The organism is Haemophilus sp. HMSC71H05 (genome assembly GCF_001838635.1).
Taxonomy (GTDB): Bacteria; Pseudomonadota; Gammaproteobacteria; order Enterobacterales; family Pasteurellaceae; genus Haemophilus_D; species Haemophilus_D parainfluenzae_R.
Genome location: NZ_KV838033.1, coordinates 39181 through 63530 on the forward strand (window position 1 = coordinate 39181; position 24350 = coordinate 63530).

A 24350-nucleotide genomic window follows, 5' to 3' on the forward strand; every position below is an offset into this window, starting at 1 on the left:
TATGATGGAACCGAAACTTATTGCGATTATCCCGCACTACAATCATTCCGATAAAATTGGCGATGTAATTAACCAATTACACAAGCTAAATTTGCCTGTATTAGTGGTTGATGATGGCTCATCTGAACAGCATAAACAAGCATTAGCTTCTCTTTCAGAAAAAGACAATCTACATATTCATTATTGCCCACAAAATCAAGGTAAAGGTGGCGCGATGAAAGTAGGTTTTAGGTTAGCTTTTGAGCAAGGATTCACACATGCCTTGCAAGTGGATGCAGATGGCCAACATAATCTGATTGATGCCCTTTCAATGCAACAAAAAATGCTCAAAAATCCGACCGCACTTATTTGTGGTAAGCCAATATATGGTGATGATGCACCTAAATCTCGACTTTATGGACGCAAAATTACGGATTTTTGGAATGCTATTCACACGCTTTCTCTCGATATTAAAGATGGCATGTGTGGTTTTCGCTTATATCCATTAAATCGCACCATTGAAATTCTAGATAATGAACATGTCGGAAACCGCATGGATTTTGATATCGAAATTCTCATCAAGGCTCACTGGTATCAAATACCATTAATTTGGGTTGATACCCCTGTTTCCTATGATAAAAATGGCGTTTCACACTTCAATGCTTGGAAAGACAATGTGTTAATCAGTAAAATGCACATGTATTTATTTTTTGGTATGTTAAAACGCTTATTAACCGGAAAGCCGCTATGAATCAATCAAATGAGAATAGCCAACATTGGGCGAAACAATCAGAGCGAGGAAATGCGTTCTTCTTAAATCTCACGCGATTAATCGTGAAATATTGCCCATTATGGTTAATTAAAATCGCCACATTTGTGGTGGTTTGTTATTTTTATCTGACTGCCAGAAAAGCGCGAAACAACATTAAAGCTTACCAATATCGTCTTAAACAACAATTTCCGCATTGTCATCTCCCTTCATTCCCTGTATTTCGTCAATTTCTCTTTTTTGGTGAAATCATTTGTGACAACTTTGCGGTTTGGCAGCGGAAAATCCATTACACGGATTTAATTGTCGATGATGCTGATAATTTATATGGCGATGTAGATCAAGGTGGACGAGGTCAGATTCTTGTTTGCTCGCATTTTGGTAACATCGAGATTTGTCGAGCATTAGTCGATAGCGGACAACACAAAAACTTTCATTTGAATGTATTAGTACATAGCAAAAATGCTGAAGCTTTTAATAAAGCATTAGTTGAAGCCGGTGCAGATGCCTTACCCCTTATTCAAGTTGAAGATTTAGATGCGCAAAAAATGTTAGAGCTTTCTCAACGCTTAGAGCGAGGTGAATGGATTGCGATTGCGGCTGATCGCGTACCTATCCGTGGCGATAAAACACAATCAGTCAACTTCCTTGGCCATTATGCTGAATTCCCTCAAGGTGCGTGGCTACTTGCAAGTATTTTAAAAGCACCTTTAAATACAATTTTTTGCCTTAAAGAAAAAGGACAATATCGAATGAAATTGCGCCGTTTTTCTCCCCCAATTAGCGGGCGTGGCAAAGCGCGAGAAGAAAATATTAAACAAGTCATGCAACAATATGCAGACTTACTTGCCAAAGAATGTGCAGAAAATCCTCTACTTTGGTTTAACTTTTATAACTTTTGGAATGATAAAAAATGAAAAAACATGTTTTTTGCCGTCATAATTCTGAATTCGAAGTGCAATTCTTTGATGTCGACTCGATGGATATTATGTGGCATGGGCATTACGTCAAATACCTTGAGATGGCACGCTGTCAATTCCTAGAGGAAATTGGCTATACCTATGATGTTATGAAAAAACAAGGGTTTGGTTGGCCAATCGTTCAACTTAATATTAAATATGTTAACCCGGCATTATTTCGTCAAAAAATCCGAATTGAATTAAAAGTAGTCGAATATGAAACTTGTTTGCGCATTGATTATGTTATTTTTGATGCTAAAACCAATCAAAAATTAACCACGGCAAGTACCACCCAAGTAGCCGTTAGTATGCAAACACGCGAAATGCAATTACAAACACCACCATGTTGGCAAAGTGCGGTCAAAACTCATCCTACTTTTGTATCTGAAGGGGAATAATAATGCGATTGATGATCTTCATCTTAGGTTTGTTCCTAAGCAGCGTAAGCTTCGCTTTTTCTGAAGCTGATTTAGTTAAACAACTCCAGCAACCGCAAAGTGTTCAAGGAAACTTTATCCAACATCGCTATTTAAAGGCATTAAACAAGCCAATTGAAATGCAAGGTCAATTTGCCTTGTTAGCTCAAAAAGGGCTATTATGGCAGCTTGAAAAACCGTTTAATAACAGCTTAAGAGTCACGCCTAACGGGATTCAACAATGGAATGGAACTCAGTGGGTGAATAGCGGTAATGTTGGGCAAAACGAGCAAATTGGTCTTTTTTTAGGTTTGTTATCCGGCAATATTGATAGACTCAAATCTCAATTTGATTTTGCATTATCCGGCAATGCTAACCAATGGCAACTGACCTTAACGCCTAATTCATTATTAATGCAGCAAATCTTCACAACTATTGAAATTTCAGGCGATCAAACTGTGAAAAAATTAACCTTAAATGAAAAACAAGGCGATCGCACACAAATTGAATTTAAACAAATCCAGCTAAATCAGTCATTAAGTCAGTTTGCCCGTTCAGCGCTGGAATAAACGATTGTAAAAGATGAAAAAAACAACCGCACTTTCCTTGTTATATGCTGTATTTATCTTGTTTGTTTCCCTCTTGTTTGGCTATTTTGTCAAACAAGGAAATTGGCTACAAACAGATTTACACACATTACTACCCTCTCAACAAGAATGGGCGGATGTTCAAGTTCTCGCTGATCAACAGCAAGAAAAACAGCTAAACAGCCAAATTATTGCACTTATCGGACATCCTGACGAAAAACAGGCTTTTCAGCTGACTGACCATATTGTGCAAACGTGGCATAGTAGCAAACTTTTCTCTCATATTACCGATCGCATTCAGCCTAATCTTACTGAGCTACAACAAGATATTCAGCTTGTCGCATTTGCTACTTTGCCACAAACTGTTCGTGAACAGTTGATTAACGATCCTAAAGGCTATTTTCAACAATATGCGGAGGACATCGTTAACCCATTTAAGCGAAATAATTTACTTTCACTAGAACAAGATTGGCTTGGTTTTGGACGTTTTGCACAGCAAACACAACAAGGTAATGTGCAATGGCACGCCGAAAATGGCATGCTCACAGTCAACCAAGATAATATGACTTGGGTTCTATTACGTGCTGAACTGCAACAAAATGATTTCATCAATCCATCAGAAAATTTAACCGCACTTCTGACAGAAAATCGCCAATATCTCACTCAATCTGGTGCCCAATTTAAAATTACGGGTAGTGCATTGTTTGCCGCTGATGCAAAACAAAAAGCCGAAAAAGAAAGTACATTAATGAGCGTACTCGGCGTGAGCTTAACGTTATTATTATTACTGATTGTCTTTCGCACTCCTCGTATTTTATGGTTATTTTTGCCTATTCTAATTGGGATGCTTTCAGGTGTTGTAGCAACGGTGTGGGGATTTGGTCAAATTCATATTCTCACCCTTGTTATTGGGACCAGTCTCGTCGGTGTATTAATTGACTTTCCTCTTCACTGGCTTGCAGGATCCCTTTTTGACCGAAAATGGTTGCCCCTTCTTGCGATGCAAAAATTGCATTTTACGTTTTTCATCAGCTTGTTAGTTACCTTACTTGGGTATGGACTACTTGCCTTTACCCATCTGCCTATCTTGCAGCAAACTGCTCTTTTTTCGGCTGTATCCTTGATTACCGCATTACTTGCGACACAGTTATTCTTACCTTATTTATTTTATCGGTATCAGCCAACAACATTATTACCCGAAAGAAAAACATTTAATCTCATACAAAAAGGATTAAATACCTTTGCAAACAAACGCTTTAATAAAGGTACACTCCTTATTATCTCTCTTTTAGTTTTAGGAGGCGGGATTAAATCCTCATGGCATGACGATATCCGACAATGGGTTTCCATGCCTCAATCCATGTTAAATGAAGCGAAAACTATCGGTGAACTCACTGGGGTTGATTTAGGAAGCCAATATTTTTTATTGACGGCTGAAAATGAGGCATTACTACTTGAAAAGGATGCGAAGTTAAGCAAGCAATTAGCTCAACGTAACATCACATTTAAATCATTAAGCCAGTGGATTTCTCCACACGCAGAACAGAAACAATTAGCAGAATACCTTCAACATATTTCTGCTGATGATTATGCTGTATTAAATGATATTGGTGTACCCACTGAAAAAATTCAGCAAAATTTGACCGCACTTTCTCAACATAAACCCTTGACATTATCTGAAGCACTTAACACGCAACTTGGGCAAGCGTGGAAGATGCTTTATTTAGGCGAGCTAGCTCCTAACCAAGTGGCGAGTGTCATAAAAATATCTCAAGCGGATAGTGCAACAATGCAAGCATTAGCAAATAATCGAGATATTTTCTGGCAAGATAAACGCGCTTATTTAAATCAAGCTTTTAAAGAAGCAAAAGAGCAAGCTGCCTGGCTAAAAATCATTTCTTTTGTTATCGCTGGATTACTTTTATGGAAAGTATTTGAAACCAAAACAAGTATTCGAATCTTATTTATTCCTTGTATAGCAATCTTAGGAACGATCGCTATTTTTGGTTGGATAGACCTGCCTATTGGTTTATTTTCAATGTTTGGATTATTACTGGTTTCGGCCATTGGCATTGACTACGCCGTTTATATGAAAACTGTCAATGAAGAGGCATCCCATAAACGCATTACACTAACATTAGCCGCCTGTACCACATTAATCTCATTTTTACTGCTCGCCATTAGCTCCACCCCAGCAGTGGCGACATTTGGTATAAGTGTCAGTATTGGTGTTATAATAAGTCTTTTAACCACATTAAAACTCATGCGCTAAAAAACGCATAAAAATGACCGCACTTTATGATAAAAAAATACCTTTTATTATGGGCATTAACATTACTAACAGCTTGCTCAACTTTACCTAATATTGAGGCATTACCGGAAGTAAAAACAGATAGCCGAACCTTTAAAGTAGAGCAACTTTCAGAACAACAAGTTAAACAAACAAGCTTGCTGACTGTTCAATTCCAGCCTGACCAATGGCGATGGGTTCAAACAGATCCTCTTGGCTCACCCATTGCTCGATTATTATTAACGAAACAAGGCTGGAAAAATGATGGCTTTGTGATGCCGAATAAACAAGCACAAGGTTTATTCTTGGCACTGGCAACTGCATTTACAGAACAACAACCCAATGCAAAACACTTAACATTAATGAATGTGGATGTATCGCATCAACAAAACACGACGATTTACCAGCAAAATGGTCGTTTTTTATGGAACGTTCGCAAACAATCAAATCAATATTTTATTCAGCTAGCAGATGGCAGTCGTTGGCAAATTGAAGAACTTAACAATTAGGAATCTCTGTGCAATTATTTCTTTCTCAACCAGGCATTTTGAGTAGTATTGGCGATAGTCTATCTCAACATATTCAAACTTTATTAGAAGGTAGTGACTCGCCACTGACTTTTTCTAACAAGCATTTCCAAGAAAATGGCTTACAGGGTAAATATAATACTCTGGGTGAAGTCAACAGCTCCTTGCGTGCATTTCCGGCTGATTTACCCAAAAAACATCACAGCCGAAACAATCAATTACTCTGGCACAGCTTAGAACAAATTGAACCAACGATTCAGCAAGCTATCTCACGTTTTGGTCGTCACCGTATTGCAGTAGTTATCGGTACATCTACCACGGGAGTAGATGAAAATTTACCTGTATTTAAATATGCTGCAGAACATGAAGATTGGTCTGGCGCGGAATTTAATCAACAACAACAATATTTTTCTGCTCCGGCTGATTTCATTGCCCATCAATATGGCTTAACCAATCTTATCTATGGCATTTCAACCGCTTGCACATCGGGTGCGAAAGCATTAATTAGTGCAGCTCGCTTATTGAATGCAAATTTGTGCGATGCGGTAATTTGCGGCGGCGTCGATACTTTATCGCTATTAACCTTAGTTGGTTTTAACTCTCTCTCCGTTTTATCTGCTGAACAAACCAATCCTTTTTCTGCCAACAGACAAGGGATCAATCTTGGTGAAGGTTCCGCTGTATTCGTGATGAGTAAAGAAAAATTAGATGATCATAATGTTGCGCTATTAGGCTATGGCGCCAGCAGTGATGCCTATCATATGTCATCGCCACACCCTGAAGGTGAAGGTGCGATTAAAGCGTTCCAAAACGCATTAAACTCAGCAAAACTTGCACCAGAAGCCATCAATTGGGTTAATTTACATGGCACAGGCACCATTCATAATGATCAGATGGAAGCCTTAGCCATTCACCATATTTTTGGTCACGATACCCCTTGCACAACAACAAAACCTTATACAGGACACACACTAGGTGCTGCGGGTGCTATTGAGGCCGCTATTTTATGGGGAATGATTGACCGCACTTTTAACCCAACAGGTAAACTCCCTGCACAATTATGGGATGAACAAACCGATGAAAAAATGCCACCGATTGCCATTACTGATCACATGAGTCATTGGAAATCCGACAGACGCATTGGTGCAAGTAGCTCTTTCGCTTTTGGTGGGAATAATTCAGTACTTATTTTAGGGGAAGTGAATGATTGATTTAACCTGTCCTATTACTGATATCTCACCATTAATCCCTCATAGTGGGGAAATGGTCATGCTAGATAAAATTACTGAATTTGGCGAAGATTATTTGATCGCAGAGATGACCGTAAAACCAGATTGCCTGCTCTTAAAAGACGGTAAATTGGCTACTTATATGGGCGCTGAAATCTTAGCTCAAGGCGTAGCAGCATGGGCGGGATGTAAATGTGTAAAAGCGGGTCAACCTATTGGATTAGGCTATTGGATCGGCTCAAGAAAACTGACATTACATCGCCAAGATATCTCAGTCGGAAGTTTATTACAAATTCAAATTAAACGTTCTATTGAAGACGCAACAGGATTTGGTGTTTTTGACTGTACGTTAATCGATCTTTCTAATCAGCAACCTTTAGTGGAAGGTGCATTAAACGTTTTCAGACCACAAGTATCACAGGAATAAAAAATGAGTGAAACCATTTTAGTTACAGGCTCAAGCCGAGGTATCGGTAAAGCCATCGCCTTACGCCTTGCACAATCAGGTTTTGATATTGTGGTTCATTGCCGCAGTCGTATTGAAGAAGCTGAAGAGGTCGCACAATCAATTCGAGAATTAGGTCGTCAAGCTCGCGTATTACAGTTTGATGTTAGTCATCGAAACGAAACAGCAGAAAAACTACTTGCGGATGTTGAATCTCATGGTGCTTATTATGGCGTTGTTCTCAATGCAGGATTAACGAGAGATAATGCATTCCCCGCTCTGACTGATGAAGATTGGGATGTTGTTCTACGCACGAATTTAGATGGATTTTATAATGTTCTCCATCCTATTATGATGCCAATGATCCGACGCCGTAAAGCGGGTCGAATCGTTTGTATTACATCTGTATCTGGACTAATTGGCAACCGAGGCCAAGTTAACTATAGCGCATCTAAGGCTGGTATTATCGGGGCAGCAAAAGCGCTCGCCGTCGAACTCGCTAAACGCAAAATCACGGTAAACTGTGTAGCTCCAGGTCTCATCGATACGGATATCTTGGAGGAAAATCTCCCAATTGATGAAATTTTAAAAATGATTCCAGCGGCAAGAATGGGAAGCCCTGAAGAAGTTGCGCATGCCGTAGATTTTCTGATGGACGAAAAAGCAGCTTATATTACTCGACAAGTTATCGCTGTAAATGGCGGGCTTTGCTAAAACATTTACAGTACAAAATTGTTTGTGCTAGTCTAATAATGAATAATTGAGATAAAAAAATGAAACGAGTTGTCATTACAGGTATTGGTGCGGTCACAGCCTTTGGAAAAACATGGGAAGACGTAAAAGCTGCCTTTCAACGCAAACAAAATGCAGTTCAAGCGAAAACTGAATGGGCTGAACGTTATCCTGAGTTAGGTGCAAATCTCGGTGCAGAAATCCATGATTACACCCCTCCTGCCCATTGGAATAGAAAACAACTTCGCAGTTTAGGCCGTGTCTCTCAATTTGCTGTTGAAGCCGCTGAACTCGCCTTAGCAAATGCCAATTTATTAGATGAGAATGGAATCATTTTACCTTATTTAAAAGAAGGAATAATGGGTGTCGCCTGTGGCTCTTCTACTGGCTCAACAAATGATGTCAGAGATGCAGCAGAACTTCTCATGACCGGAAAATCAGATGGATTTAATGCCAATACCTATGTACGAATGATGCCTCACACCACTGCAGCGAATATTGGCATTTTCTTTGGCCTAACAGGCCGAATCATTCCCACATCTAGTGCTTGTTCTTCTGGCAGCCAAGGTATTGGTTATGCTTATGAATCAATTAAACATGGTTTAATCCCAATGATGCTTGCTGGCGGCGCAGAAGAGTTTTGCCCATCTGAGGTCTATGTATTTGACTCTCTTTATGCGGCAAGTAGAAACAATGCACATCCTAAACAAACGCCTCGTCCTTATGATAAAGATCGTGATGGATTAGTGATTGGTGAAGGTGCAGGTATTTTTGTATTAGAAGAGCTGGAACATGCGCTTTCTCGTGGTGCCAATATCATTGCAGAAATTGTTGGCTATGGTGCTAATAGCGATGGAGCTCATGTGACACGTCCACAAAAAGATACTATGCAGCGCTGTATGGAGTTAGCCTTAAAAGATGCGCAGTTATCTCCAGATCAAGTGGGCTATGTAAATGGCCATGGTACGGCCACTGAACAAGGCGACATCGCAGAAACACTCGCAACGGAAGCTGTGTTTGGAAAAATACCACTTAGCTCACAAAAAAGCTATTTAGGACATACCCTAGGTGCTTGTGGTGCATTAGAGTCATGGTTCTCAATTGAAATGATGCGTGATGGCTGGTTTGCCCCAACCATTAACCTAGACAATATTGATGAACGCTGTGGCAAATTAGACTATATTCAAGGTGATGGCCGACAAATTCAAACAAACTATGTTATGAATAATAACTTTGCTTTTGGGGGCGTTAATACCTCGCTCATTTTTAAACGCTGGGAAGCATAATAAAAAAGGCTATTCAAACGAATAGCCTTTTCTTTTATCTGTTAGTTATTATAGATAACCAAACAAGCTTGTGAAAATGTAACCAAAGATACATGAAGTAATTACACCGATTAAGCCCGGTAAAATAAAGCTGTGGTTAATTACAAACTTACCAATGTGGGTTGTGCCTGAACGGTCGAATTGGATTGCCGCAAGGTCACTTGGGTAAGTAGGTAAAATGTAGTAACCGTAACAAGCTGAAGCAAAGGCTAAGATAACAGCTGGATCAACACCGATACCTAAAGCTAATGGAACGAATGCAACCAATGCTGCAGCTTGTGAGTTTACAAATTTAGAAATTAATAACAACATCACGGCGTAAGTCCAAGGATGTGCTTTTACCACATCACCAAGTGCCGCTTTCATCATTGGCGTGTGAACGGTAAACATGGTTTCTGCCATCCAAGAAATCCCGAATACGGCTACTAATGCAATCATACCTGAACGGAAAATTTCATTTTTACTGATTTTACCCGCATCAGTTTTAGTAAAGATAACAATTAATGCGCCCGCTAATAACATGAAGATTTGAATAACATGAACCATACTTAAATTCACTTTTTTCTTAGTGGTGTCTTTTAATACGATTGCAGCGTTATCGATAGTTTCAGTTTTATCACCCGCAGTGATCACAACATTGTTATCTTGAGCGGTAATTGTTTGAGCGACTTCACCTTTATCGTTATAAATTGCAACATTATTGTAGGCTGTTTGAGCTTTCGCTTTGCTGTCTTTAACATCAAGCACTAATGTACCATCTTTTGCTAATGCAACAATTTTACCGTCTTTAACATTGAAAGATTTCACGGCTTTATCGGCAGAAACAATTTCAACCACTTGAGCTGGTGCTGATTTTTCGAAAGCTGGACGTAAATCTTTAAAGTAACCTAATACCGCTACCACTAAAATTGCACCAAAGAAGATCCACATCGCATTCCAGCTAGATTGTGGTAATTTTTTGTCTAACAATGATGTGCTATCACCATAAACATATTTTTTGAATTCAGGATCTTTTAATTTCTCTTGGAATTCTGGGTCTTTATCTAAATCTTTACCGCGGAACCAGCTGAAAATACCGATAGCCAACACACCGCAAAGGGTTGAAGGCACGGTAATTTTTAATAAATCTAAATAACCATCAAAACCTGCTAATGGGGTTTTAGCATTCACTAAGAATGTGGTTAAAGTTACTACTGCCACAGAAACAGGTGATGCGATAATACCCATTTGAGAAGCAATTGAACTTGCCGCCATTGGACGTTCAGGACGAATATCATTTTTGATCGCGATATCATAAATGATTGGTAACATGGTATAAACCACGTGTCCTGTACCACATAAAATAGTTAAGAAACAGGTGACGAATGGTGCCAAAATACTGACATATTTCGGGTTACGACGAAGCATTTTCTCCGCAATTTGTAACATTACATCTAAACCACCACTGGCTTGTAATGTTGCCGATGTGACCACCACTGCAAGGATAGTTAACATCACATCGATAGCTGGCTTACCTGGTTCAATACCAAAGCCGAAAACAAGAACAATTAAGCCTACCCCACCGAGCATACCCAGTGCAATACCACCTTTTTTTGCCCCGTAAAACAAACAGATAAGAACAATAACAAGCTGAATAGCAAACTGGCTACCTTCACCTAGGTTCATTAGAAAATCCATAAGATACTCCGAATCATTTTATGGTTAATTAGAAAAAAATTTGGACCAAATATTAGCACTAAAATTAACTCATAATAAGTATTTTTAGGGTAAATTTTGTTTTAAATCAAAAAATAGGAGAACCAAACAATAAAAGCAAATCTGAGAAAGATTAAATAAAGGGAAGTGCGGTCGGAAATTTAAAAGATTTAGATGTATCTTGTTTTATTTGAAGATAAAGAATTTAGAAAAGAAATTTAAAGAAAAAAATTAGGCGACCTAAAAGATCGCCCAACTTAAAAATTACTGATTGTTTTGAACGTAGTCAATCGCAGATTGAACAGTTGTGATTTTTTCAGCTTCTTCATCAGGAATTTCGATATCGAATTCTTCTTCTAAAGCCATTACTAATTCAACTGTATCTAAAGAATCCGCACCTAAATCTTCAACGAAAGAAGCTTCTGGTTTTACGTCTTCTTCTTTAACACCTAATTGTTCAACGATGATTTTTTTCACGCGTTCTTCAATACTCATTTGTTTTTCCTATTGTTGTTTTAACTCATTTAAGAGCGGTTAGTGTATGCATTTTTGATAAAGTTGCAACTATTTCTTAGGTGGTCGCACCACAAAAAAACAGGCAATGTAAAAACACATACAGAGAAAAAGTTACATTGCGGTTGGGATTTTATCATTAACTAAACTGCTTTGCTATATTTTATAGACAAAATCCCCGATATATCTCCCCTAAAGGGTTAGCTCATATATAAGCCGCCATTTACATGTAATGTGGTACCTGTAATATAAGCTGCATCATCAGAAGCTAAAAACGCCACAGCTTTTGCAATATCTTTTGGTTCACCTAAACGACCTGCAGGGACATTACCTAGAATACCTGCTTTTTGTTCTTCAGTAAGCACTTCTGTCATATCCGTTGCGATGAAACCTGGAGCCACAACGTTTACAGTAATACCACGTGATGCCACTTCTTTCGCTAAACCTTTAGAAAAACCAATCAAACCCGCTTTTGCTGCACAATAGTTAGATTGACCAGGGTTGCCCATTGAACCCACCACTGAACCGATAGTAATAATACGACCGAAACGTTTTTTCATCATTGAGCGTAACATTGCTTTAGAAAGATGGAATACAGAAGTTAAGTTAGTTTGCATAATATCAAACCATTCTTCATCTTTCATACGCATTAATAAGTTATCGCGTGTGATACCTGCGTTATTCACAAGAATATCAATATCACCAAATTGCTCTTTAATTTGTTCTAATACGGCATCAATACTTTCTTTGTCTGCCACATTTAATACTAAACCTTTACCTTTATCACCAAGGTAAGCAGAAATGGTATCAGCACCTTTTTCAGAGGTTGCGGTACCAATTACAAATGCACCTTTTGATGCTAATTCTTCTGCAATTGCGCGGCCAATACCACGTGTTGCACCTGTCACTAATGCGATTTTATTTTGCATTTTTAATCCCCTTTTATGCTAATAATGCTTCAACAGCATCTAATGATGCCACATCGTTTACTGATGTTGCTTGTAATTCTGCCACGATACGTTTTGTTAAACCGTTTAATACTTTACCTGGGCCGATTTCAACTAAAACTTCTACGCCATCTTGCGCCATTTTCTCAACGGTTTCAGTCCAACGAACCGGGCTATATAATTGACGAATAAGTGCGGTACGAATTTCTGCACTTTCAGTTTCCGCTTTGACATCCACGTTATTTAAGACAGCAGTTGCTGGCGCATTAAGCACAATGCTTTCAAGTGTTACAGCTAATTGGTCTGCTGCAGGTTTCATTAATGCGCAATGTGAAGGAACACTTACCGATAATGGTAAAGCACGTTTTGCCCCCGCTTCTTTACATAAAGCAGCTGCACGTTCTACGGCTTCTTTTGCCCCTGCAATCACCACTTGGCCCGGTGAGTTAAAGTTTACTGCAGATACGACTTCACCTTGTTCTGCTTGTTTACATGCATTGATAATTGCTTCATTGTCTAAACCAATAATCGCATACATTGCACCCGTACCTTCTGGTACTGCTTGCTGCATTAATTTACCGCGTAATTCGACTAATTTAATCGCATCTTTAAAATCAATGACACCTGCGCAGACTAACGCAGAATATTCACCTAAACTGTGACCAGCCATCACACTTGGTTGTAATTGTGGGTATTTTTCTTGCCATACACGGAAGATCGCAACGGATGCCGCTAATAATGCTGGTTGAGTTTGCCAAGTTTTATTTAATTCTTCTGCTGGACCTTGTTGAACCAAGTTCCATAAATCATAGCCAAGTGCTTCTGATGCTTGTTTAAAAGTCTCAGTGACTACCGGATATTCGTTAGCAAGATCAGCTAACATACCAACAGCTTGAGAACCTTGTCCTGGAAAAACCATTGCGAATTTTTTCATGTTTTCTTCCTATTTCTTCATCGTTTAAATGTTGAAAGTGCGGTCAAATTTAACCGCACTTTTAAAATTCTGTCGGGATTCTAACAAATTAATTAGAATCGCACCAATGCTGAACCCCAAGTCCAACCACCGCCAAAAGCTTCGAGTAAAAGCAATTGACCGCGTTGAATTCGGCCATCTCGCACTGCTTCATCTAAAGCTGTTGGTACTGTCGCCGCACTGGTATTGGCTGTACGATCAAGCGTTACCACTACTTGCGACATATCCATCTCTAATTTTTTCGCTGTTGCAGTGATAATGCGTAAATTCGCTTGATGTGGTACAAGCCAGTCAATATCTGTTTTTTGGAGATTATTGGCAGAAAGGGTTTCTTCCACCACATTGGAAAGCTCGCGCACCGCTAATTTAAAGGTTTCATTACCTTGCATTTCAATATAGCCAGACTTCTCCACGCCACGTTCTGCTTGTGGAAGTAGTAATGCCGCATTGTTATCTGGCGATGCATGTAAATGCGTTGAAATAATGCCTTCTTGCTCTGATGCTTCTAAGATCACGGCACCCGCACCATCACCAAATAACACAACAGTGCTACGATCCGTTTCATCTAATTTACGCGAGTTAAGATCTGCACCAATCACAAGGGCTTTTTTCACGCTACCTGAACGAATAAATTTATCCGCTACACCTAAAGCATAAACAAAACCGGTACAAGCTGCTGCTAAGTCAAAAGAAATCGCGTCTTCAATACCTAATAAACCTTGAACTTGGCAAGCTGAACTTGGATAAGCGTGAGAACCACTGGTTGTCGCAACAATGATCAACTCAATTTCTTGAGGATCAAGATTGGCCATTTCAAGTGCTTTTTTGGCTGCTTCACATCCCATTGTTGCAACAGTTTCATCTGCAGCTGCAATACGACGTTCACGAATGCCTGAACGTGTCACGATCCATTCATCTGAAGTATCAACCATTTTTTCCAAATCCGCATTGGTACGAATATGGCTCGGCAAATAGCTACCGGTGGATAAAATTCTACTATTCATCATATCAAAACTTATTAATTAATAACGTTGTAAACCCGCCAAGATTTTTTGTGGAATTTGCAAACGAGCTTGCAAAGCTGCATCCGCAATTGCACGAGCAAATGCATCCACATTTGCGCTGCCATGGCTTTTCACCACAACAGCCGTTAATCCGAGTAAAGATGCCCCATTATATTCATCTGGGTTAATGCGTTTCAAGCGATGATAAGCATCCTTAAAGAAAAAACGCAGAATAAATTTGGCAAATGATTTAAAAATAGGCTGTTTTTCTTTTCCTTTCAGAAGAGATAACAGATTCTTAGCTGCCCCTTCAAGGGTTTTTAATGCAATATTTCCCGAAAACCCATCACTCACGATCACATCAGCCACACCATTTAATAAAAAGTTACCTTCAATAAAGCCGGTATAATTAAGTGCGGTTGATTTTTCTAATAAATTCGCAGCTTCACGAATGGATTGATGCCCTTTAATTTCTTCCGCACCGATATTGAGTAAGGCAATACGTGGATAAACTAAGTTCAATCGGTTTTCGGCAAAGATCGAGCCCATGACGGCAAATTCATAGAGATTTTGAGCAGAACATTCTATGTTCGCACCTAAATCTAACATCACGGTTTTATCACCCGTCATCGATGGTAATAAGGATACCAACGCTGGGCGTTGAATCCCCTCTAAAGGCTGTAAGAGAACCTTTGACAATCCCATTAATGCGCCCGTATTTCCTGCGCTGACACAACCTTGCGCCTCGCCTTTCTGAACCATTTCAATAGCTAAACGCATCGACGTGCCTTTGCTATGACGCAATGCATGAGAAATACCTTGATTGTTATCAATAGTCTTAGTGCAATGATGAATTTGAATACGTTCTAAAAGGGAAGAAGGTGCATTTTCCAGTAAAGGGGAAATTTGTTGGCTATCGCCAAACAGCACTAAAGAGAGCATTGGATCTGCTTCCAACGCTGAAAGAGATGCGGGGATAGTAATACGGGGACCAATGTCCCCGCCCATCACATCTAACGCTAAGGTTAGACGGTTCAAGTGAATACCTTATAAGTAAAATTACTTATTGATCACTTTGCGACCACGGTAGTAACCGTCAGCAGTTACGTGGTGGCGTAAGTGAGTTTCACCGCTTGCTTTATCCACTGATACTGCAGCAGTAGTTAATGCATCGTGTGAACGACGCATATCACGACGTGAACGAGATTTTTTGTTTTGTTGAACAGCCATTGGCTATACTCCTAAATTTAATTTACTTTTGCTTTAAATTAGCTAATACAGCGAACGGGTTCGGTTTTTTTGCCAATTCTTCAGGCAATTCGCCAAAAACCTGTTCGTGCGCGGACACTTCACAGTGTTCAGATGAATGCATTGGGACAAGCGGTAGAGCTAAAATAAGTTCGTCTTCCACTGCACCAAGTAAATCTATTTCACCAAACTCATTAAATTCGATTGGCTCATAAATTTCCGGCAAGTCATCAGCCTGATCCCAATTAGCCACTGGACTATAAGTAAAGTTACATTCCAATGTTTGTTTGAATGGTTCGCCACAACGTTGACACTCTAATTCAACATCAACTTGTACTTGCCCTTTCATCACCACTAATTTTTGTGGATCAATATAAAACGATAATGTTACCAGTGCATCGCTGAGCACTTTCCCCGTAGATTCAGCTAAACGCACTAACTGACTAGCGGTATAATAACCATCATAATCAATTCTTTGTTGAGCGTCTTTAACCGGATCAACGGTTAGGGGTAGTTTTACCTTTTGCATAGGGTGCGAATATTACCTGTTGTCAATAAAATAGTCAAAGGAAATTCGCACTAATTATGAGAAAAGTTCAATTGCTATCTAAACTCTCTCAAGATTTGTACCTTTACAAAGTGCGGTCATTTTTTCCTGTGTTTTACTCGGCATGCTCACTCAAGAAGCCGCCACTTTGGTGTTTCCAAAGGCGAGCATAAAGGCCATTTTGTTCGAGCAACTCTGCATGAGTCCCTTGCTCAACAATTTGTCCTTTATCTAACACGATTAAACGATCCATTGCCGCAATAGTGGATAAACGGTGAGCAATCGCAATAACCGTTTTATTTTCCATCATCTTGTCGAGACTTTCTTGGATCGCGACTTCTACTTCTGAATCTAGCGCACTGGTCGCTTCATCCAACAGTAAAATTGGCGCATCTTTTAACATGACACGCGCAATGGCAATACGTTGGCGTTGACCACCCGACAGTTTCACCCCTCGTTCACCAACATGGGCATCATAGCCTTTTCTACCCTGTGCATCGCTGAGATAAGGAATGAAATCTGCCGCCTCCGCACGTTTAGCTGCATTGATCATTTCTTCATCTGTCGCAGTTGGACGACCATAAATAATGTTATCACGAACAGAACGGTGTAAAAGCGAGGTATCTTGTGTCACTAAACCAATCTGACTACGAAGGCTTTCTTGGCTTACATCTAAAATATTTTGACCATCAATAGTAATTGAGCCTTCTTGGGCCTCGTAGAAACGTAAAAGTAAATTCACAATGGTTGATTTGCCCGCACCAGAACGACCAATTAAGCCCACTTTTTCACCTGGTTTAATAGTGAGATTAAAATGGTTAAGTAACGGTTTATTCGGATCATAGGCAAACGAAATATCGTTAAATTTGATTTCACCTTGTTTCACTTCTAATGCAGCACAATTTGGCTTATCAACAATGGTATGCGGTTTGGTTAGCGTTGCCATACCATCATTCACTGTCCCGATATTTTCAAATAAGCGAGCTGATTCCCACATAATCCAACGAGAAAGCCCATTTACACGTAATGCCATCGCCGTTGCAGTCGCCACGGCTCCCACGCCCACTTGGCCGTTTTGCCATAACACCACGCCTAAGATTGCAGTGCTTAACGTTAAGAAGATATTGGTTGCGTAAGTTAAGGTATCTAATGAACTCGCCAAACGCATTTGTGCATGCACGGTGACCATAAATTCTTCCATAGAACGTTTTGCATAATTCGCTTCTCTCGCATCATGTGAAAATAGTTTCACCGTTGCAATATTTGAGTAAGCATCCGTAATACGCCCTGTCATGAGAGATCGCGCATCGGCTTGTCGTTGTGCTGTTTTCGCTAAGCGTGGAATAAGCAAACGTAAAATAGTCACAAATGCTACAATCCATAAGAAAAACGGCACTAAAAACCAGGTATCTAACGCTGCAAGCACCAAACCAGAAGTAATAAAATATACGGCAACATACACCAACATATCCGCAATGGTCATGACGGTATCACGCACTGCGAGGGCAGTTTGCATTACTTTCGCCGATACACGACCTGCAAATTCATCCTGGTAAAAGCTTAAGCTTTGTCCTAGCATCAAACGGTGAAAATTCCAACGCAAACGCATTGGGAACACCCCTTGTAGCGTTTGTAAGCGTACATTCACGCCCACAAAGGACCATACAATACTGAAAATGAGCAAGGCTGCCATACCTGCGAGCAAATGCCCTTTTTCTTGCCAAAGCGTGGTTGGCGTATAAGCCCCCAACCAATCCACCAACAATCCCATAAATTGGAAAAGTAAGGCTTCCATTACACCAGTACCGACCGTCAATACTGCGAGTAAAAAGATCCAGCCTTTCATACCATCAATGCTTGACCAAATAAAACGGAACAAGCCTTTTTCAGGCGTAGTAGGATTGCTTTCCGGATAAGGATTTAAACGGTTTTCAAACCATGAAAATATTTTATTAAACATAACAATACCTTAAAAAATTAAAGGCGACAGTGCCGCCTAAAGTGCGGTCATTATAGCGTAAGTTTTGAACGATGGGCTATGTTTTGCGAAATTGACTCGGTGAAAGCCCATAAATTGCTTTAAATGCCTTACTAAAATGCGCTTCTGATTGATACCCTACTTCAAGGGCAATAGCTAAAATGGTCTTTTGTGTATTTTTCAATAAAACAGCCGCCATTTCTAACCGCACTTGTGTGAGAAATTTTCCTGGGGGCATCCCTAATTGCTGTTGAAAGATCCGCATAAATGTTGCACGAGACATGGAAGCCAACTCTGCTAATTGCTCAATATTCCAATCTAATTGAGGTGAAAACAGAATTTTTTCAAGGACTTGATTCAGCCTTTTATCCTGCAACGCGGCTAATAAGCCTTGATTGAGCAAACCTATTTGCTGTGCATGACGCAAAATATAAATAAACAACACATTTGATAGTGCATCAATAACAGATTTTGTACCTTGCTCCGGTTTCTCTGCTTCTTGTAAAAAAAGTGAAACCAAAGGCTGCACAGGCGTATTTTGTAGCGAAAGATGTAAATAATCTGGTAACGAATCAATTAATAATGACGGTTTTTGGTAATAAAATGTCCCACAAAACATCTTCAGATCTGGCGTACCTGCTCCTATTTGATGGATATTAAAAAGTGCATTTGATTGCTCTTTCTGTAGGCTATTCTCTCTTTTTTGTTGAGAACTGCCCAAAAAGTGCGGTCGATTTTGAGGGAGAAAAAAGAGATCACCTTTTTTTAAATGAAACTGTTTTCCCGCCAAGGTTACCCAGCACTCACCTTGCTCGATTAAATGAAATAAACCTTGATATTCCGCCGCATCAGGCTGATGTTCAACTTGCCAATCCCCTTGAAACAAGCAGCGAATATTAATTTCCCCGCGCACTTGCGCCAGCTGTGTTAATTTATCTAAATAATCCATTGTGAGATTTTCCGTCTAAAAGTTAAGACAATTTGACAAGTATCATACGCTAATCTGCTTATAATTCCTCTCGAAATTTGTACTAAATTTAAGGAGAAAAACAATGTTTGCAGATTGGAAAAATGATGTAGCACACGTTAAAAAATCATTTGGTGCATTAGGTAAAAAATACCCTAAAATGTTACAAGCTTATGGCGCATTAGGTGCGGCGGCGGCAGAAGGTAACGTATTAGATGCCAAAACCCGTGAATTAATTGCATTAGCCGTTGCAGTAACAACACGTTGTGAAAGCTGCATTGGCGTGCACGCTGATGAAGCGGTGAAAGCAGGTGCGACTGAAGAAGAAGTGGCAGCAGCATTAGCGATGTCTATCGCATTAAATGCGGGTGCAGCTTACACTTACTCTCTTCGTGCATTAGAAGCTTACAACGCACAAAAAGGCGAATAATTCGTAAGGAACTTTATGATTCTTTTAGCCCTCATTTGAGGGCTTTTTTATCTCCAAAATTGACCGCACTTTAAAATAAATTCAAAGCTCTCATCTGAGCTACCACTTGCTCTATCTGAATTTCAGCCATTAAATTTTTGCCTTTTAATTTTGTCGCCCAAGGCAATTCAATTGAAGGTTTTCCTTGTTCTTTTTGCACATTTTCTTCATATACCGACACCACATTATCCAGATTATGATAAGGCGCAGTGCGCAATGGATTGTGATAAGCATACAAGCCAATCACTGGTGTACCTTGAGTGGTGGCGATATGAGCTGGACCAGAATCAGGCGAAATCACCAAATTTGCTTGATGAATTAATGCGGCAAGTTGTTTCAAACTGGTTTTTCCTGAAGCATCAACTGGTTGAAAATCACAAAGTGCGGTAATTTTTTTCACCATTTCTAATTCGCGTTTTGCCGGTGAGCTGCAAAAAATCACATTCACATTATGTTGATGAGCTATATTTGCCACTTCCACATAACGCTCAACCAACCAATCTTTCTCGGCTTTACTGGAGCAAGGAGAAATAATCAGATTTTTGCGCGTTGGATCAATAAACTGTTTGGCGTATTCTCGATCTGCATCAGAGATCGCCAATTGCCAAGAAAGCATTTCTGCCGGTGGCACACCAAGATAATCTGCAAAAGCCATGAAACCATCTAACACATGAGACATTTCAGGATCTTGCACTCGACGATTCACAAATAACCACTGCCCTTCTCGGGAACGTTTTTTGCCAAACCCAATTTTATATTTTGCTTGAATACCAAGAGAGATAATAGATGCACGAAATGCCGTCTGCATATTCAAAAGCGCATCAAATTGATTGTTTTTCAAAAACATCCATAAATTCCACACACCTTTCCAACCGCTCTTTTTATCGTAAGGAACCAGTTCCACGCCTTCAATGCCAGAAAGCAGACCCATTTCTGTTTTACCCACAATCCACGTTAATTTCGTTTGCGGCCAATGACGTTGAATATGCTGCACCACAGCAAGTGCATGGCAAACATCACCCACAGCAGACAAACGTAAAATACAAAGTGATTTAGGGGGAGAGGCAAAAAGTGGAGAATGGGACATTTGAGTTCCTCGCGCATTTAATTTCCGTCTATTTTAAAGTAGAATGAAAGCATTTTCTATTATTCGGTTCAACTAAAATGCTTGAATTCCAACAAGATAATCAATTCTTTCTTTTTAATCTCACAGAAAAACCAACAGAGCCCGCTTCATTTTTTGAATCGGCTTTTTGGAAAAAACAACAACGTATTACCGGTTCAGCCAAAGGACGCGGCACAACCTACTTCCTGGATACAAAAGATCTTTTTGGTGTAAACACTGCCCTTCGTCATTATTATCGCGGTGGTTTATGGGGGAAATTCAACAAAGATCGCTATCGTTTTCAATCATTTAGTGAAACTCGTAGCGTGGCAGAATTTCAACTGCTAAATCAACTTAATCAAGCAGGTGTAGCCGTACCCAAACCGATTGCTGCACGTGTTAAAAAAGGCAAATTAGGAATTTGCTACCAAGCGGATATCTTGATTGAAAAGATCGAAAATGCCCAAGATCTGACCGCACTTTTGCAAACCCAGCAGCTGCCTAATGATATCTGGCAAGCCATCGGCAAATTAATTCGCCAGTTACATGATTTACAAATTTGCCATACGGATCTCAATGCTCATAATATTCTCGTTCAACAACTCGAAAATGAACAAAAATGTTGGCTCATTGATTTCGATAAGTGCGGTCAAAAATCAGGCGATTCTTGGAAACAAGGCAACTTGGAAAGATTACACCGCTCTTTTATCAAAGAAGTCGGCAGAATGAATATTCAATTCAGTGAAGAAAATTGGGCTGAATTGTTGAAAGGATATAACGCCTAAAATGCATTAGAGAAAGGCAATAAAAAAGACCGCCTAATGCGATCTCAATAAATGGTCCCCCTTGCCGGACTTGAACCAGCGACCAAGCGATTATGAGTCGCCTGCTCTAACCGACTGAGCTAAAGGGGGAAAGTGCGGTTGATTATAGAGAAATAATCCTTTGAAGTCTATATACAAAAGGATAGTCGTTTGAAAATTGACCATCCTTTTTAGATCTATTATTGCAATACCGAAATATCCGCCACTTGTAAGAACAAGTCTTGTAACGTATTTAAAATCGCTAAGCGGTTTTGGCGTAATACTGGATCTTCAGTATTTACCATTACGTTATCAAAGAAACTGTCTACTGGTGCGCGTAAGTTCGCTAATTTATCTAATACTGCCGTGTAATCGCTTTGTGCGATAAGCGGTTGTACTTCAGTGCGTAATGCAAGTACCGCTTCAGCAAGGGCTTTTTCTGCGGGTTCTACGCAAGCGGTCAAATTGATCTCGCCAATTGCTGCATCCGCTTTTGCTAAGATGTTGCTTACACGTTTGTTTGCTGCCGCTAACGCTTCCGCTGAATCTAAAGTACGGAAGTGTGAAACCGCACGCACGCGTGCATCAAAATCAGCAGGGCGAGTTGGACGACGTGCCAATACTGCTTGAATCACATCCACCGCAATGCCTTCATCTTGATACCATGCACGGAAACGGCCGAGCATGAAGTCCACCACATCAGCAACCACGTTTTGGTTCGTGAGTTTATCACCGAAAAGTGCGGCTGATTTTTTCACTAAATCTTCTAAATCTAGTGGTAAATTTTTCTCTACGATAATACGTAATGCACCTAATGCCGCACGACGTAATGCGAACGGGTCTGCACTGCCTTTAGGCGCTTGGCCGATGCCGAAGATCCCTGTTAAAGTATCGAATTTATCCGCTAAAGCAACCGCACTTGCCACCAAGGATTTTGGTAACTCATCACCCGCAAAGCGTGGCATGTATTGCTCATTTAATGCTACTGCGACTTCTTCATCTTCACCGTCATGACGGGCATAGTGCATACCCATTACACCTTGTGTATCAGTGAATTCGAATACCATGTTGGTCATTAAGTCACATTTTGACAGTAACCCCGCACGTTTTGCTTTCGCTTCGTCTGCACCGATTTGTTTTGCAATTTCGCCTGCAAGTTGTTCGATACGATCAGTTTTGTCTTTTAATGTACCGAGTTGTTGTTGGAACAACACAGTTTCTAAGCGTGGTAAACGATCAACCAGTTTTTGTTTTAAGTCGGTTTTGAAGAAGAATTCCGCATCGGTTAAACGTGGACGAACCACTTTTTCGTTACCTTCGATAATCGCGGTTGGATCTTCAGGGTTGATGTTCGATACAAAAATAAAGTGCGGTAATAATTTGCCGTCTTTGTCATAAATTGGGAAATATTTTTGGTCGCCTTTCATGGTGTAAACCAAGGCTTCCGCAGGCACTGCTAAGAAGCGTTCTTCAAATTTTGCCGCTAAAACATTTGGATATTCCACCAATGAAGTCACTTCCTCAAGCAAGCTTTCTTCAATATCAGCCACGCCGCCAAGTGCGGTCGCTTTTGCTTGAGATTTTGCAAGGATTTCCGCTTTACGCTCATTGAAATCGGCTACGACAGAACCTTTTTCACGCAATAATTGTGGATATTGGTCTGCATGTTGAATTTCAAATTCTTTCTCACCTAAGAAACGGTGACCGCGAATAGTGCGAGCACTTGCCACACCTAAAATTTCGCCTTCGATTAAATCATCACCTAACAACATAGTCACGGTGTGAACTGGACGAATAAACTGCACGGTTTTATCAGCCCAACGCATTGGTTTTGGAATTGGCAATTTTGCTAAGGCATTAGCCACAATATCATTAAGCAAGTTTTTGGTCGGTTGACCTTCAATTTTTGCACGATGAACTAACCATTCGCCTTTATCAGTCGCAATACGCTCTGCCTGATCAACGGTAATACCACAACCACGCGCCCAGCCTTCTGCCGCTTTAGTTGGTTTACCTTCCGCATCAAAAGCAGCTGACACTGCCGGCCCGCGTTTTTCGATTTCTTTGCTTGGTTGTTGTGTGGCTAAGTTCAACACTTTCACCGCCAAACGACGTGGCGCCGCAAACCATTCGATTTTATCGAATGATAAACCAGCTTGGTTTAATTCTGCCTCAACGTTATCCGCAAAAGAGGTTGCTAATGTTTTGAGAGCTTTTGGTGGCAGCTCTTCTGTGCCGATTTCTACTAGGAAGTTTTGGGTTGTCATTTTGTTTTCTCTGGTAAGGTGCGATTTGGCACCATTTTATTTTAATTTAATCTTTTTCAATCAGTGCTTCACATTTCACAGGGAAATTAAGTGAATTTGCGATAAAACATGCCCGATGCGCATCTTCATGTAATGCCAATGCCTTAACTGCATCCGACTCGCTTGAAATTCTCACACGAGGTTTTAATGTTGCCGAAATAAAGCGTCCTGCATGCCCAGAACTGCCTTCATCCATAATCGCTATTGCTTCATCACGGTATTCTTGCACAATAATGTTATTAACGGCACAAAATGTAAATACCATAATTTATGACAGGCAGAAATGGAGGCTAATAACATATCTTCTGGGTTCCAACGTGTTTTATCACCACGAAAAGCAGGATCAGCAGAACCTAAAATATTAGGTTTATTCAATGCCGAAGCAATAAAATCTCGCTCATACGCAGTATAAGAGGATGTGCCTCGCCCTAAATTCCCCACCCACTCTACGGTAGTTTGATAAGTATGTTGCTTCATTATATTTTCTTCGTTATCACTTCTGCCAAATCTCCCCTAACCCCTCTTTGCTAAAGAGGG

The 24350-nt window shown here is 40.1% G+C and carries 26 protein-coding genes and 1 tRNA gene; 12 read left to right on the top strand and 15 right to left on the bottom strand.

Going from position 1 to position 24350, the window contains the following annotated elements; translation table 11 throughout:
- Nucleotide 1 precedes the first annotated feature (1 nt).
- The 10 genes from HMPREF3279_RS05200 to HMPREF3279_RS05245 are packed head-to-tail and all read left to right on the top strand — an operon-like array spanning nt 2 to nt 9219.
- On the top strand, nt 2-730 hold the full coding sequence (locus HMPREF3279_RS05200; protein ID WP_070868278.1) for a glycosyltransferase family 2 protein: 729 nt from the start codon (nt 2-4) through the stop codon (nt 728-730).
- Nucleotides 727-1665, top strand: coding sequence for an LpxL/LpxP family acyltransferase (locus tag HMPREF3279_RS05205; RefSeq protein ID WP_070868279.1), 939 nt, complete (start codon nt 727-729; stop codon nt 1663-1665). Before HMPREF3279_RS05200 ends, HMPREF3279_RS05205 begins: the two co-directional genes overlap by 4 nt.
- Nucleotides 1662-2105, top strand: coding sequence for an acyl-CoA thioesterase (locus HMPREF3279_RS05210; protein ID WP_005695327.1), 444 nt, complete (start codon nt 1662-1664; stop codon nt 2103-2105). The genes HMPREF3279_RS05205 and HMPREF3279_RS05210 overlap by 4 nt, the downstream gene beginning before the upstream one ends.
- Nucleotides 2106-2107: 2 nt before the next feature.
- On the top strand, nt 2108-2692 hold the full coding sequence (locus tag HMPREF3279_RS05215; RefSeq protein WP_070868280.1) for an outer membrane lipoprotein carrier protein LolA: 585 nt from the start codon (nt 2108-2110) through the stop codon (nt 2690-2692).
- A 13-nt stretch (nt 2693-2705) separates the two neighbouring features.
- Nucleotides 2706-4982 (top strand): MMPL family transporter, encoded by a 2277-nt coding sequence (locus HMPREF3279_RS05220; protein ID WP_070868281.1) that lies wholly within the window; start codon nt 2706-2708, stop codon nt 4980-4982.
- Nucleotides 4983-5008: 26 nt separating this feature from the next.
- Complete coding sequence (locus HMPREF3279_RS05225) at nt 5009-5509, top strand: hypothetical protein (protein ID WP_070868282.1); 501 nt, start codon at nt 5009-5011, stop codon at nt 5507-5509.
- 8 nt (nt 5510-5517) lie between these two features.
- On the top strand, nt 5518-6738 hold the full coding sequence (locus tag HMPREF3279_RS05230) for a beta-ketoacyl-ACP synthase (RefSeq protein WP_180365027.1): 1221 nt from the start codon (nt 5518-5520) through the stop codon (nt 6736-6738).
- Nucleotides 6731-7183 carry a hotdog family protein gene (locus HMPREF3279_RS05235; protein WP_005695322.1) on the top strand — a complete coding sequence of 151 codons (453 nt, stop codon included), beginning with the start codon at nt 6731-6733 and terminating at the stop codon, nt 7181-7183. The genes HMPREF3279_RS05230 and HMPREF3279_RS05235 overlap by 8 nt, the downstream gene beginning before the upstream one ends.
- 3 nt (nt 7184-7186) lie before the next feature.
- Entirely contained in the window at nt 7187-7915 is a 729-nt protein-coding gene (fabG, locus tag HMPREF3279_RS05240) for a 3-oxoacyl-ACP reductase FabG (RefSeq protein ID WP_070868284.1), read from the top strand.
- 59 nt (nt 7916-7974) lie between these two features.
- Entirely contained in the window at nt 7975-9219 is a 1245-nt protein-coding gene (locus tag HMPREF3279_RS05245; RefSeq protein ID WP_070868285.1) for a beta-ketoacyl-ACP synthase, read from the top strand.
- Nucleotides 9220-9267: 48 nt separating this feature from the next.
- Here the strand turns inward: HMPREF3279_RS05245 and HMPREF3279_RS05250 are convergent, their stop codons facing one another.
- From HMPREF3279_RS05250 to HMPREF3279_RS05295, 10 genes are all read right to left on the bottom strand, one after another.
- Nucleotides 9268-10935, bottom strand: a complete 1668-nt coding sequence (locus tag HMPREF3279_RS05250; protein WP_070868286.1) for an anaerobic C4-dicarboxylate transporter — start codon at nt 10933-10935, stop codon at nt 9268-9270.
- A 282-nt stretch (nt 10936-11217) separates the two neighbouring features.
- Entirely contained in the window at nt 11218-11448 is a 231-nt protein-coding gene (acpP, locus tag HMPREF3279_RS05255) for an acyl carrier protein (protein WP_005544465.1), read from the bottom strand.
- Between the two features lie 218 nt (nt 11449-11666).
- The gene (gene fabG / locus HMPREF3279_RS05260) at nt 11667-12395 is read right to left on the bottom strand and encodes a 3-oxoacyl-ACP reductase FabG (RefSeq protein ID WP_005695317.1); all 729 of its coding nucleotides are present in this window, start codon (nt 12393-12395) and stop codon (nt 11667-11669) included.
- 13 nt (nt 12396-12408) lie between these two features.
- Nucleotides 12409-13347, bottom strand: a complete 939-nt coding sequence (gene fabD, locus HMPREF3279_RS05265; protein WP_070868287.1) for an ACP S-malonyltransferase — start codon at nt 13345-13347, stop codon at nt 12409-12411.
- 92 nt (nt 13348-13439) lie between these two features.
- Entirely contained in the window at nt 13440-14390 is a 951-nt protein-coding gene (locus tag HMPREF3279_RS05270) for a beta-ketoacyl-ACP synthase III (protein WP_032822546.1), read from the bottom strand.
- Between the two features lie 18 nt (nt 14391-14408).
- Nucleotides 14409-15428 (bottom strand): phosphate acyltransferase PlsX, encoded by a 1020-nt coding sequence (gene plsX / locus HMPREF3279_RS05275; protein WP_070868288.1) that lies wholly within the window; start codon nt 15426-15428, stop codon nt 14409-14411.
- Nucleotides 15429-15449: 21 nt separating this feature from the next.
- Nucleotides 15450-15620: a 50S ribosomal protein L32 gene (gene rpmF, locus HMPREF3279_RS05280; protein ID WP_005544470.1), complete on the bottom strand. Its 171-nt coding sequence runs from the start codon at nt 15618-15620 to the stop codon at nt 15450-15452.
- Nucleotides 15621-15642: 22 nt separating this feature from the next.
- Nucleotides 15643-16167, bottom strand: a complete 525-nt coding sequence (yceD, locus tag HMPREF3279_RS05285) for a 23S rRNA accumulation protein YceD (RefSeq protein ID WP_070868289.1) — start codon at nt 16165-16167, stop codon at nt 15643-15645.
- A gap of 133 nt (nt 16168-16300) precedes the next feature.
- Nucleotides 16301-18145, bottom strand: coding sequence for an ABC transporter ATP-binding protein (locus HMPREF3279_RS05290; protein WP_070868290.1), 1845 nt, complete (start codon nt 18143-18145; stop codon nt 16301-16303).
- A gap of 76 nt (nt 18146-18221) precedes the next feature.
- Complete coding sequence (locus HMPREF3279_RS05295; protein ID WP_070868291.1) at nt 18222-19112, bottom strand: cupin domain-containing protein; 891 nt, start codon at nt 19110-19112, stop codon at nt 18222-18224.
- Between the two features lie 103 nt (nt 19113-19215).
- Between HMPREF3279_RS05295 and HMPREF3279_RS05300 the strand changes: the two genes are divergently transcribed.
- Nucleotides 19216-19560: a carboxymuconolactone decarboxylase family protein gene (locus HMPREF3279_RS05300; protein ID WP_005698020.1), complete on the top strand. Its 345-nt coding sequence runs from the start codon at nt 19216-19218 to the stop codon at nt 19558-19560.
- 70 nt (nt 19561-19630) lie between these two features.
- Here the strand turns inward: HMPREF3279_RS05300 and HMPREF3279_RS05305 are convergent, their stop codons facing one another.
- The gene (locus HMPREF3279_RS05305; protein WP_070868292.1) at nt 19631-20686 is read right to left on the bottom strand and encodes a glycosyltransferase family 9 protein; all 1056 of its coding nucleotides are present in this window, start codon (nt 20684-20686) and stop codon (nt 19631-19633) included.
- 77 nt (nt 20687-20763) lie between these two features.
- Here HMPREF3279_RS05305 and HMPREF3279_RS05310 point away from each other — a divergent pair, with 77 nt between their 5' ends.
- On the top strand, nt 20764-21489 hold the full coding sequence (locus tag HMPREF3279_RS05310) for a 3-deoxy-D-manno-octulosonic acid kinase (protein ID WP_070868293.1): 726 nt from the start codon (nt 20764-20766) through the stop codon (nt 21487-21489).
- A gap of 52 nt (nt 21490-21541) precedes the next feature.
- Here HMPREF3279_RS05310 and HMPREF3279_RS05315 read toward each other — a convergent pair.
- From HMPREF3279_RS05315 to HMPREF3279_RS10235, 4 genes are all read right to left on the bottom strand, one after another.
- Nucleotides 21542-21618, bottom strand: a tRNA-Ile gene (locus tag HMPREF3279_RS05315).
- Between the two features lie 89 nt (nt 21619-21707).
- A complete protein-coding gene (gene glyS / locus HMPREF3279_RS05320) occupies nt 21708-23774 on the bottom strand; it encodes a glycine--tRNA ligase subunit beta (RefSeq protein ID WP_070868294.1) in 2067 nt (688 codons plus the stop codon).
- A gap of 46 nt (nt 23775-23820) precedes the next feature.
- Nucleotides 23821-24042 (bottom strand): OsmC family protein, encoded by a 222-nt coding sequence (locus HMPREF3279_RS10230; RefSeq protein ID WP_257283354.1) that lies wholly within the window; start codon nt 24040-24042, stop codon nt 23821-23823.
- Nucleotides 24015-24290 (bottom strand): OsmC family protein, encoded by a 276-nt coding sequence (locus HMPREF3279_RS10235; protein WP_257283356.1) that lies wholly within the window; start codon nt 24288-24290, stop codon nt 24015-24017. Before HMPREF3279_RS10235 ends, HMPREF3279_RS10230 begins: the two co-directional genes overlap by 28 nt.
- Nucleotides 24291-24350: the final 60 nt, after the last annotated feature.

Bases quoted from the DNA above. Each gene is read 5' to 3' on its own strand.
- HMPREF3279_RS05200 (WP_070868278.1), top strand. From the start codon at position 2: ATGATGGAACCGAAACTTATTGCGATTATCCCGCACTACAATCATTCC.
- HMPREF3279_RS05205 (WP_070868279.1), top strand. From the start codon at position 727: ATGAATCAATCAAATGAGAATAGCCAACATTGGGCGAAACAATCAGAG.
- HMPREF3279_RS05210 (WP_005695327.1), top strand. From the start codon at position 1,662: ATGAAAAAACATGTTTTTTGCCGTCATAATTCTGAATTCGAAGTGCAA.
- HMPREF3279_RS05215 (WP_070868280.1), top strand. From the start codon at position 2,108: ATGCGATTGATGATCTTCATCTTAGGTTTGTTCCTAAGCAGCGTAAGC.
- HMPREF3279_RS05220 (WP_070868281.1), top strand. From the start codon at position 2,706: ATGAAAAAAACAACCGCACTTTCCTTGTTATATGCTGTATTTATCTTG.
- HMPREF3279_RS05225 (WP_070868282.1), top strand. From the start codon at position 5,009: ATGATAAAAAAATACCTTTTATTATGGGCATTAACATTACTAACAGCT.
- HMPREF3279_RS05235 (WP_005695322.1), top strand. From the start codon at position 6,731: ATGATTGATTTAACCTGTCCTATTACTGATATCTCACCATTAATCCCT.
- fabG (WP_070868284.1), top strand. From the start codon at position 7,187: ATGAGTGAAACCATTTTAGTTACAGGCTCAAGCCGAGGTATCGGTAAA.
- HMPREF3279_RS05245 (WP_070868285.1), top strand. From the start codon at position 7,975: ATGAAACGAGTTGTCATTACAGGTATTGGTGCGGTCACAGCCTTTGGA.
- HMPREF3279_RS05250 (WP_070868286.1), bottom strand. From the start codon at position 10,935: ATGGATTTTCTAATGAACCTAGGTGAAGGTAGCCAGTTTGCTATTCAG.
- acpP (WP_005544465.1), bottom strand. From the start codon at position 11,448: ATGAGTATTGAAGAACGCGTGAAAAAAATCATCGTTGAACAATTAGGT.
- fabG (WP_005695317.1), bottom strand. From the start codon at position 12,395: ATGCAAAATAAAATCGCATTAGTGACAGGTGCAACACGTGGTATTGGC.
- fabD (WP_070868287.1), bottom strand. From the start codon at position 13,347: ATGAAAAAATTCGCAATGGTTTTTCCAGGACAAGGTTCTCAAGCTGTT.
- HMPREF3279_RS05270 (WP_032822546.1), bottom strand. From the start codon at position 14,390: ATGAATAGTAGAATTTTATCCACCGGTAGCTATTTGCCGAGCCATATT.
- rpmF (WP_005544470.1), bottom strand. From the start codon at position 15,620: ATGGCTGTTCAACAAAACAAAAAATCTCGTTCACGTCGTGATATGCGT.
- yceD (WP_070868289.1), bottom strand. From the start codon at position 16,167: ATGCAAAAGGTAAAACTACCCCTAACCGTTGATCCGGTTAAAGACGCT.
- HMPREF3279_RS05290 (WP_070868290.1), bottom strand. From the start codon at position 18,145: ATGTTTAATAAAATATTTTCATGGTTTGAAAACCGTTTAAATCCTTAT.
- HMPREF3279_RS05295 (WP_070868291.1), bottom strand. From the start codon at position 19,112: ATGGATTATTTAGATAAATTAACACAGCTGGCGCAAGTGCGCGGGGAA.
- HMPREF3279_RS05300 (WP_005698020.1), top strand. From the start codon at position 19,216: ATGTTTGCAGATTGGAAAAATGATGTAGCACACGTTAAAAAATCATTT.
- HMPREF3279_RS05305 (WP_070868292.1), bottom strand. From the start codon at position 20,686: ATGTCCCATTCTCCACTTTTTGCCTCTCCCCCTAAATCACTTTGTATT.
- HMPREF3279_RS05310 (WP_070868293.1), top strand. From the start codon at position 20,764: ATGCTTGAATTCCAACAAGATAATCAATTCTTTCTTTTTAATCTCACA.
- glyS (WP_070868294.1), bottom strand. From the start codon at position 23,774: ATGACAACCCAAAACTTCCTAGTAGAAATCGGCACAGAAGAGCTGCCA.
- HMPREF3279_RS10235 (WP_257283356.1), bottom strand. From the start codon at position 24,290: ATGAAGCAACATACTTATCAAACTACCGTAGAGTGGGTGGGGAATTTA.